This is a genomic window from Flagellimonas abyssi, assembly GCF_019457905.1.
In the GTDB taxonomy this organism is placed as follows: Bacteria; Bacteroidota; Bacteroidia; order Flavobacteriales; family Flavobacteriaceae; genus Flagellimonas; species Flagellimonas abyssi.
In genome coordinates this window covers 19840-29780 of record NZ_JAHZSV010000048.1, presented here as the reverse complement: position 1 = coordinate 29780, position 9941 = coordinate 19840, and the positions used below count along the sequence as shown (strand labels likewise).

The following is a 9941-nucleotide window of genomic DNA, read 5'->3' as shown; positions in this document are numbered from 1 at the left end:
CCTCGGGATAAATGAATTCCGAGATTTTTTTTGACATCAATTCCGCTTTGGAGTAGCCTAACATTTCGATGAAACCTGGATTGATGTCCACAAAATATCCTTCAAAGTTTGCAATGCACAAACAATCGAATGATTGGTTGAAAAATGGGGCCAAGGTCCCGGGCAGGCCTGTTTTGGATTGGGTGATCATTGGTACGGGTGCTGGTTGTTCTTTGGTCTTTCTTCCATCAAGGTGGATGCTTCACAAATATAACAACCCTATCGAAATGACCATGTAGGAATATACCTGCAACCTTCGTTGTATATACCATATAGGAATTTCAGGATAAAGTCCGCCTTTCCTTTAATTGTGGCTTTGGATGGAAACGCCGGACAAAATTGCACCCTCAAGACCATCACAAAAATCTAACTTTCAACGCACTAAAACCAAATATTGGGTGGCTCAAATTTTCCGTTTTTTGTGGCCTTATCCATCCAGTTCTTCCAATAAGGAGTTTTGTCATATACTTTGTGGCGCTCCCTTGGGACCGTAAACTTCCCTTAAAAACCGATCTGATTAAAATTAGAAACAGTATTAATTTTAGTTCAGTCATCTTTCTTTAAGATTTTTAAAACGGAAGCTGTCAAAATTTATTTGTTTCTTATTTTCAACTAAATGTGTAGCACTAAAAAATTTTACACCACAGTTAGTAATTACACCCTAAAAGCCCCAGCCATCAATGCTATCTCCGCATTTTTTATTCCAATTTCCCTGGCGATTGTTTTCCAGTCCTTAACTACCGACAGAACTTCATCCAAAATAGTATTCATCTCTTCTTTGCCCAAGCGAAAATATTCGCCCACGCTTTTCACCAGATCAAGCTCCAGAGCATTATCGTCCATATCGATGTTTAGGGAAAGCCCATCCTTTTCGATGGATGGGTTTAAATCGTAAGCTGGCGATAATACCCAGCCCTTATCGGTCAACATAAACCCGTGATTACGCAAGTGGTCATCTGTGTTGGAAATCGCAATATTGAACACAATGCGGCGCCATAGCTGATGTAGATTGGCCTCCACGTCAACCCCATAGTTCTCTATAAATTCGACAATCTCAAGATAACTTGGCGGAGTATCTTTTATTGAATCTTCGGTATTACCGGTCATTGTCATTGCCGAGGCAAAATGTATCCGATCTTCACCTTTTCTATCAAATCGTTGGGTCAGGAAAGTATGGTATTGCCCACTAATCTTTTCAACTCTGGATGCTGCCATTTCAATTCCGGAGGCTATGGCCAACCGATAGGCCAAAAACTCCCATAGGGCTTTGTCAATGGTATCCGTTTTTGATGGAAACTTGGCAATCCACAGATTCTTTTGCGTGTCAAAAATATTGGCTTTGGGTCTGGCACCGCCCAAAGAGGAACCTGGTGCAATTAAAACAGCAATCCATTTCCTTATGGCTTCACTTTGATCATCACTTTCCAGTTGTATAGCGGCTTCCTGCAAATCACCTAGTGAAGACCAGGGTGGCGTTGGGGTTTGGGCATCATTGTCCAAAAAAGGACCGTCCAAATCGGTTTTAAAACGCAAGGCTCCCATACGGCTTTCATCGAACACCCCTAGCAAATAATCAATCTCATAGAGGGTTTTCGGTTTTTCATTGTTAGCCCTTGCATCCTGTGCCGCCCTGCGCTTCATCAAGGTCTTGCCCCAAGTGTCCGGCATACTGTCAAGGAAGATTCCAAAATTCTCTTTGTTTGCGGGAAACTGTGGCCCGGAATAAAATTCAATATCCGGGTCTAAAAGGCGTTGTGCATCGGTTTTCAACCAACCTTTGTCATATTCAAAACTGAAGGCTTTCTTTCCCTTGGCAATATGTGCGGATAACGTACCTATGAAGGTCGGACCTTCCAAGCCTGCCCAGTCTGCAAAAACGTATATATCAAATTTTCCTTCTGCCATCTCTATTATAGTAAATCCAGGTCTTGTAATTTCCTACCAAATGCATCATCATTGGCCAACTTCAAAAAATCATCCTGAAGATTTAGTACCCTAAGCACATTAAAATACAGACCAATGGCCACGGCCGGGTCTCCTTTTTCTATGCGATAAAGGGTAGCCCTGTGAATGCCGGCTCGTTCCGATACCTGTTCTGTCGTGAGCTTTCTCCGCTTTCTTGCCAGCTTGATGTTTTCACCGATTTGGTCAAAGATCTTTTGATATTTAGGAAGCAATATGGTTTTCTTAGAGTTCACAATGTTGCTCTTTAACGACAAAAATACGATTTTTGTTGTAAATTAGCAACAAATAATATTTAATGTCATCTAGAGAAGAATTAAATCAGCTATACCGAGACCCCACAAAACCAAGAGGCGATGACCAATTAGTACAAGACCTTTGCAATTGGAAATGGAAACGCCAGATATGGTGTGCCACACTCGCCGGACAAAATTGAGCACCCTCAAAAACTAATATAAAATCTAATTTTCAAATCACTAAAACCAAATATTGGGTGGCTCAAATTTTCCGTTTTCGTTGGCCTTAAACGTATACCACCTGCGGCGGATGAAAGTGAGCCGTGAACATATTTGCAGATGTAAAATCGTTTTCCACAAATGACGAATGTACCATATTGTACTTGCGGATCAGAAGACTGTCAAGGACACTGTTCAAGCTATCCTTGGATAGTAGTACTTCCGTTGCTAAGATTTGATTAAGTTTATCCTTTCACCACTTTCATCTGAACAAGTACCCCTAAATACCTAATTTCTTTTGAATGTCCTCGAGGGAAACTCCTTTGGTCTCGGGCATTATGAATAGGGCAAACAGCAATTGAAACATCATCAAAACCGCGAAGATCACAAAAATGGGCCAAGGGTTTTCTTTGAAAACAGCAATGATCACAGGCCCCAACAAAGTTATCAAGGCCGCAAAGACCCAATGCGTTCCAGTCCCCCACGAGGTGCCATATGCCCTGACATGATTTGGAAATATTTCGGCTATGAATACCCAAATGACCGCACCTTGACCTATGGCATGTGATGCAATAAAAGCCATGATCGAAACCAAGAGCACGCCAGCACCCAGATCTGCATAAAATGAAAAAGCAATCATCAACAAACTGGAAATATAGCCAATTGAACCGATAATCAGAAGCTGTCGCCTTCCAATGCGATCGATGAGGCTAATACCGACAAAAGTGAATATCAGGTTTATACCACCAATCGCAATCGAATTGAAGAGTGACTCCTTTGTGGCAAGCCCAGCAATCTCCAAAATTTCCGGTGCATAGTACAGTACAAAATTAATTCCGGAGAGTTGATTGAAGAAAGCGATAAGAAAGGCCAACAGCAAAGGTTTCCTGTATTTGATACAAATGCGCCCTTCCTGTTTTTCCTGGATGGATTCCGCATTTTCTATCTTCTGAAGATCTTCTTCCACATTATCGACCCCCATCTTTTCCAATACTTGCCGCGCACGATCCTTATCCTGTTTTTCCGTGACCAACCACCTCGGACTATTGGGTATGAAAAAGACCGATACGAAATAAATGGCCGCAGGAATCCCTTCCACGCCCATCATCCAACGCCAATCATTGTTCCCATCAAATCCTTTCAACAGGTAATTGGAAAAGAAAGCGATCAAAATCCCTAGAACCAGGTTGAATTGATACAGTGCCACCAATTTCCCCCGATTTTTTGGGGTTGATATCTCTGAGATGTACATCGGTCCCGCCACCGTGGACGCACCTACCCCCAATCCTCCGACGAACCTAAAAAATGAGAAGGTATACGGGTCTGGGGCGAGCCCTGAACCCAGGGCAGAAATAAAATATAGTGCCCCGATCCATATGAGTGTTTTCTTACGCCCTAGGCGTTGACTTGGAATTCCTCCCAACAAAGATCCCAATACCGTACCCCAAAGTGCCATGGACATGATGAAGGTTCCGTGGAACCAAGGACTGGTATGCCAAAGTTCTTTGATGGGCAGGTTGGCCCCGGAGATGACAACGGTGTCAAATCCGAATAAAAACCCTGCCAGTGAGGCCGTAAACGACCACATGCTTTGATTGCTGATTTTCACTGTGTTCTTGATTTAATTACTGGAATGATCTTTATGATTTGGCGGGGACATCTTGAGCTGAAGTGTACCCCCTCGCACCAGCAATTCATGGCTCAAGGTGAAGTCCTTCAACTTTTTTCCATTGAAACTTGCCGTTTTGATATAGGGGCTTTGTCCTTCGTTGTTTTCTGCCTGAATCACAATGGGTTTCCCTTCATAGTAGTCAGGGTTCAGTTCAATCTCAATTCGGTCAAAGATGGGCCCTGTAATTTGGTACATCGGTTCCATTTCCGTCCCCCCAGTCATTTGAAACAAACCAATTTTCATCAAAACCGCAAGGGAGCCCATCAATCCTTGGTCTTCATCCCCATTGTAACCACGGGCAGGGGTCAATCCTTCATATACTGTATTTGCGACCTCTTTAGCCCAATACTGTGTAAGATCGGGTCTACCCAAATGCTGGAATATGAATGCCGTCTGTATGGAAGGCTGGTTCCCATAATTGATCGGGATTCGTGAATATTCAGGATGAAGCTCTTGGGCATGCGAAGTGCCAGAGGTGAACCCCAGTTTTTTGGCCTCCTCAAACTGTTGATTGAGTTTAGCGACCGCCTTGGCCTTTCCCCCCATGAGTTCGGAGAGCCCCTCTAAGTCGTGGGGCACGAACCAAGTATTCTGTGCACCGTTCGCTTCGGAAAATCCCGAACCATGGGTAAAGGGGTCATACGGTTCGAGCCATTCCCCTATTTTGTTTTTGGGGCGGACCCATCCAGTAGTCGGGTCAAATACGTTCTTATAGTTTTTGGAACGGGCCATAAAATACCCATAATCTTCTTTTTTGCCCAATGCCTTGGCAAACTGCGCAAGGCACCAATCTTGATAAGCATATTCCAAGGTAAGGGAAGGACCGTTCTGATGATATCCGAACTGGCCTTCAGGTAAGGGGAAGGGCACATATCCTTCTTCAATGTAATGGCCCAGGCCTCCACCCAAAGAGGTTGCGTGTTCATATCCGGCCTTGGCCATAATGCCCCCCGGCATATGGTTTTTTTTGAGGGCTTCGTAAGCCATGTCAACATCAAAACCACGAATGCCTTTCTGATAGGCACCTACAATAAAAGGACTACTGCTCGCCCCGGTCATGACATAGGTATAATTGCCGCCCGCAGGGCCCCTTGGCACCATCCCTCCATCCTTATAATATTGGAGCAGGGAGTTGACAAAGGATTCCGCTATTTCAGGATACACCAGTTGCCAAAGTGTATTGATGGTCCATTGTGCTCCCCAAAAGGAATCAGAATTGAAATGATTGAACAGTGGCTCCCCACTTTCGGAAAGCGGAAGTTGTTCGATCTTGAAGGTATCCGCTGTATTGTCCGGGTAGTAACCGTTGGCATCGTTGATAATCCTTCGGCCTTGAAGTGCATGCCACAGATCGGTATAAAATCTACGCTGTTCTTCTTCGGAACCACCTTTTATTTTTATCCTGCCCAACAGTTGGTTCCATTCCGACCTTGAATCTTGCACGATTTGTCCAAAATCCCAGTGTGGCAATTCGTGTTCAAGGTTGAATTTTGCATTTTCCCTTGATGTGTAGGAAAGGGCGACCTTCATTTTTACCTTTCCCGTACCTCCCTTAAGTCTTAGAATTAATTTTCCATCGTCCCATGGATTTGATACTTCGTCGACATCCCTGTCCAAGACTATCCTAAAAAACACCTTTGTGGCTTTTGGCCTTCTCATGGTCGGCGCATTGGTGAGTTCCCCTTCAAAAATCCCAGGGGCAACTTGTTCCAATGACCCATCCTCAATCTTTGAGGGCCCCAATTGACCGCTCAGGTTGATGAGGACTGCACCATTTTCCGTATTGAAATCATACTGATGGAACCCGACCCTTTTGGTACTGGTCAGTTCCACATCGATATCGTACCGGTCCAAATGGAGCTTGTGGTAACCTGGGGAGACTTCTTCTTTGGCATGGTCAAAGGAAGAGGAATAATCATACTGGGGCGTTTCCATATCTATTTTCCCCAAATCGATAGGCATCACCGAAAGCCCGGAAAGCTGCCAAGCATGGATATGACTGAATCCCCTTATGCTATCGACCTTGTAGCGATAGCCACTGCCCCAAGCACCGTCGGTTTCCGTATCGGGGCTCAAATTGACCATTCCAAAAGGCCTGCATGCAGAGGAGAAGAAAAACCATCGGGAATTCTCCGTATCAAGTTGCGGATATACCAAATCCACCGGTGTCTTTTCCTTGCTGTTTTGCCCTCTCATGAGTTGAACGGAAACAAGGAATGGTACAATCAAAAATATGCTGAAAAAGGGTTTTATGGGACCTAATTTATTCATTCTTTGGAAATCTCTTTTCTGGTGCACTTCTTCAACCAAGGAAGTCTGAAAAATGCCGGTTTATATGTATTTAATCAAGCGATTCTATTCCCTCTAAGCCTAGGGTGATCCCATAGACCGGTATTTTAGCAATTGATTTTCCATCTACCTTTACATTGGAAATCGAGATGTTTTTGGCATCCTTCAGGACCAATTGATCTGCGGTGGATACGGGAACCACATCACTGTCCGTGATCGAAATATTTTGCACCCTGTCAAAAACATATGCAGGACGAAAATCAGTATTTCGGGCGTTGATGGTCACATTTTTAAACGTCACCCCTTCTGCGTGGCGAACATAGAATCCCCAAGCGGGCAATTCGCCGAACATGGAAAATTCAGGATAATCATCAATTTTCTCCGGCACTCGGTCCAAATCGTTCAAAGGGATATAGCCCATAGCTTTTGAAGCCCGTCCAGGGAAACTGATATCGATATTCTCCAAGATCACATTTTGGACATTGTGGCCTGGAATGCCGACAATGGATGATGGAAATGGGTTGTGGAAAAAATCCACTTCAGGGCCACGCAGGTCATAATCGATATCCGGTCTTCCAAAGGGCACCTGTACCTTTACATCCTTGATATGCACATTCTTGATGGTCCCCGGCTTTTCTCCAGCACGGTGCCCCAGCCGTATAAAAATGGCATTTCCTGTATTCTCCGCAATAACGTTGGAAACTTTTATATTCTCAATATCCCCTCCATCCACGCTTTCAATGGCAATGGCCGACCGAAAGGTATCAAAGACCTTGATGTTCGCTATGGTGATGTTCTTGAATCCACCATGTGATGCCGTACCAAATTTGACGGCACTGGCACTACTTCGTATGGTGCAGTTGGCCACATAAATGTTATCGTTGAAATAGCCGGGCGTATGGGATTTCAAACAAATCCCATCGTCAGCGGTATCCAGATTGCAATTGGTGACCTTTACATTTTTACAGTCGGTGATGTCCATTCCATCATTGTTCCAAAACGCACGGTTGGTAACCTTAAGACTGTCCAACACCATGTCCGAGCACCGTTCAAAGAAGAGGCCCCAGCAGGCGCTATTTTTTAGATGTAGGCCCGTCACGGTGATTTCCTTGGATTCGGTAAATGCAAATAACATGGGCCGCGAGCCTTCATTTGGACGCATTCTTCGGTAATTGTAATTATGGACCCTGCGAACGCCCAAGTGGTGCAGACTATCTATCGTCACGGCCAAAGCCATTCCCTGTCCATCAATCGTACCCTGGCCGGTCAATGCAATATTAGTGACGTTATTCGCAACGATCAAGGCCATCCTTGAAGGAGTCACTTTATTTTCATCAAGATCCGGACCCTTGGGATCATCCTGGCCATAATCATCGGGGTCGGTGCTTCCCAATAAGACCGATCCTTTTTGAAGATGCAATTCTATATTGCTCTTCAAGCTGATAGACCCCGAAAGGAATTCCCCTCTTGGAAAAATAATCTTTCCCCCGCCTTTTTTGCTGACTTTATCGATGGCCGATTGTATTGTTTTGGTGTTCAATGTTGTTCCATCAGGTTTGGCCCCAAAATCGGTGATCATATACTCCTGTCCCCAAAGCAAGTTCATACTAAGGAACAGCAATATGAAAAAGGGTACTTCCTTTGTATTTTTCATATATCTCAATTATTTATGAGGTTGCAATGGTGATTGCTAATACCCCGGGTTATTGTTAATACTAGGCACGGAACGATCTATCTCCGCCTGTGGAAATGGGCGCAGGTAGTGTTTTTCCTCCATGGTTGCCGATCGACGTGCAATGGGGTTTCTCAATTGGGTTTTCTCAATGAGTTTTCCGGTCCTTTTTAAATCGAACCATCTACAGTATTCGCCCATGAGTTCCCGTGCCCTTTCATCCAAGATCATATCCATGGTCAAGTTGCCCGCTGCACGGTAAGAGACTGTTTCTAGGGAGGTAACATCTTCTGGATGCATAGCTTGTAAGGGATCCATGCCACTATCGGTCCCCAAGGCCCTGTCCACAATGCTGTTGTAATAATTTTCGGCCCCTCCTAAATTTCCGTTGGATGCTCCTTTTAAGATGGCTTCCGCGGCAATCAGATAGGCTTCGGCAGAACGGAACAACGCAAAATCGAAGGTGCCAAAGGCATCCCCATACTCTATGCCCGGTTGCCAAAACTTCCACATCATCGGTGTAATGTCAATACTGTGGAAAGGTGTCTGCGCATTATCGCCAAATTCATCTGTGTTCAGCACCGCATAATGTTTGTTGCCGCCAACATCCAATCCCTTTTCCGATCGTGGTGCCGGGTCGTTCCATGGTCGAAAATAGAGTACGGAATCCCCTCTCATAATGTTGATGGTCTCTGATGGATTAGCTGGATCTGGCACAAAATTGTTCACATCCACCAAGGCGTATTGCACATCCACAAAATTATGGTGGTACCTTCTGTCAAGGCTTGGATCATATAATCGGTACATGGCCGGTGTAGCCAAGTGAATTTGCAGAAATCTGTTATAGGTACTAGTCCTTCCTTCAGAACCCACGATATCAGGCGATCCGCCAAATATGGAATGGTAGTCATTCCCTTCCAATCGATCACTGTTTGAAGGATCTCCAAAATTGGTGATGGGATCGTCCACAAACTGCACGGCAAAAACAATTTCAGGATTTTGATCGTCCTGTGCTGGAAATGTTTCGAACAAAGGGTTTTCCGATCGTTGTGGGAACAGATCGGAATACGCTGTTGCCAAGGGATAAGCTGAAATAATTTGATCGGCATACTCCCTTGCTTTTTCAAAATCGGCAGGAGTGCCTCCCAGTGAATTATTGAAATTCCAACCTCTGGTCAAATGGACCCGGGCCAATAAAAATTGCGCGGCCCCTTTGGTTGCCCGACCATAATCGGCACTACTTACCGGCAAAACCGATTCAGCCTCCTCCAGATCGGCAATGATCTGATCATAAACCTCACTGGCACTTACTTTGATCACTTCGCGGGAGGCGGTCACGACTTCTTCCACGGGCATGGGTATATCACCCCATTGTTGCACCAAGTAGAAATAACTGAAGGCCCGAAGAAATTTGGCTTCAGCTACGCGTATGGACAATACGGCAGGGTCCATACCGTCCACGTTGTTTTGACGGGAAATTACTGTATTGGTCCTATATACCTCACGATATAACAAATCCCAAAGGTCCTGGAGTTCATCCAAGGAGGAGTTCAGTCTTACATCGTACGTATTGAAAGCGTCTCCTGCTCCATCTATCCAATTTGCATTTGTGAAGATATCGGTACCGGGAAGCACCAGTTCCCTTTGTTGATGGATATCCCTTAGAAGGGTATAGCAAGATTTTACAAGGTCTTCATATCCTTGTGCTGTGGTATAATAGGTGTCTGTGGTTTGAATGGAAACTGTGTTTTCATTCAAAAAGTCTTCGCTGCATCCGGACAATGTTACCATCAAAGAAAAAATACCGGCTACGAAAAAACATTTGTTATTGCTGAACATGTCTTATTTTTTA

Annotated in this window: 7 protein-coding genes; all 7 read right to left on the bottom strand. The window is 44.6% G+C overall.

Going from position 1 to position 9941, the window contains the following annotated elements; genetic code table 11:
• The coding region (locus K1F36_RS18585; protein ID WP_258539147.1) for a PAS domain S-box protein at nucleotides 1-190 on the bottom strand (190 nt) is incomplete at its 3' end.
• A gap of 503 nt (nucleotides 191-693) precedes the next feature.
• A complete protein-coding gene (locus K1F36_RS18580) occupies nucleotides 694-1944 on the bottom strand; it encodes a type II toxin-antitoxin system HipA family toxin (RefSeq protein ID WP_220115121.1) in 1251 nt (416 codons plus the stop codon).
• 5 nt (nucleotides 1945-1949) lie between these two features.
• Nucleotides 1950-2237: a helix-turn-helix domain-containing protein gene (locus K1F36_RS18575; RefSeq protein WP_136564569.1), complete on the bottom strand. Its 288-nt coding sequence runs from the start codon at nucleotides 2235-2237 to the stop codon at nucleotides 1950-1952.
• A gap of 499 nt (nucleotides 2238-2736) precedes the next feature.
• Complete coding sequence (locus tag K1F36_RS18570; RefSeq protein WP_375587883.1) at nucleotides 2737-4059, bottom strand: sugar porter family MFS transporter; 1323 nt, start codon at nucleotides 4057-4059, stop codon at nucleotides 2737-2739.
• A gap of 18 nt (nucleotides 4060-4077) precedes the next feature.
• Nucleotides 4078-6399: a GH92 family glycosyl hydrolase gene (locus K1F36_RS18565; RefSeq protein ID WP_220115120.1), complete on the bottom strand. Its 2322-nt coding sequence runs from the start codon at nucleotides 6397-6399 to the stop codon at nucleotides 4078-4080.
• A 70-nt stretch (nucleotides 6400-6469) separates the two neighbouring features.
• Nucleotides 6470-8071 carry a glycoside hydrolase family 28 protein gene (locus tag K1F36_RS18560; RefSeq protein WP_220115119.1) on the bottom strand — a complete coding sequence of 534 codons (1602 nt, stop codon included), beginning with the start codon at nucleotides 8069-8071 and terminating at the stop codon, nucleotides 6470-6472.
• Nucleotides 8072-8107: 36 nt separating this feature from the next.
• On the bottom strand, nucleotides 8108-9928 hold the full coding sequence (locus tag K1F36_RS18555) for a RagB/SusD family nutrient uptake outer membrane protein (protein ID WP_220115118.1): 1821 nt from the start codon (nucleotides 9926-9928) through the stop codon (nucleotides 8108-8110).
• Between the last annotated feature and the right edge of the window lie 13 nt (nucleotides 9929-9941).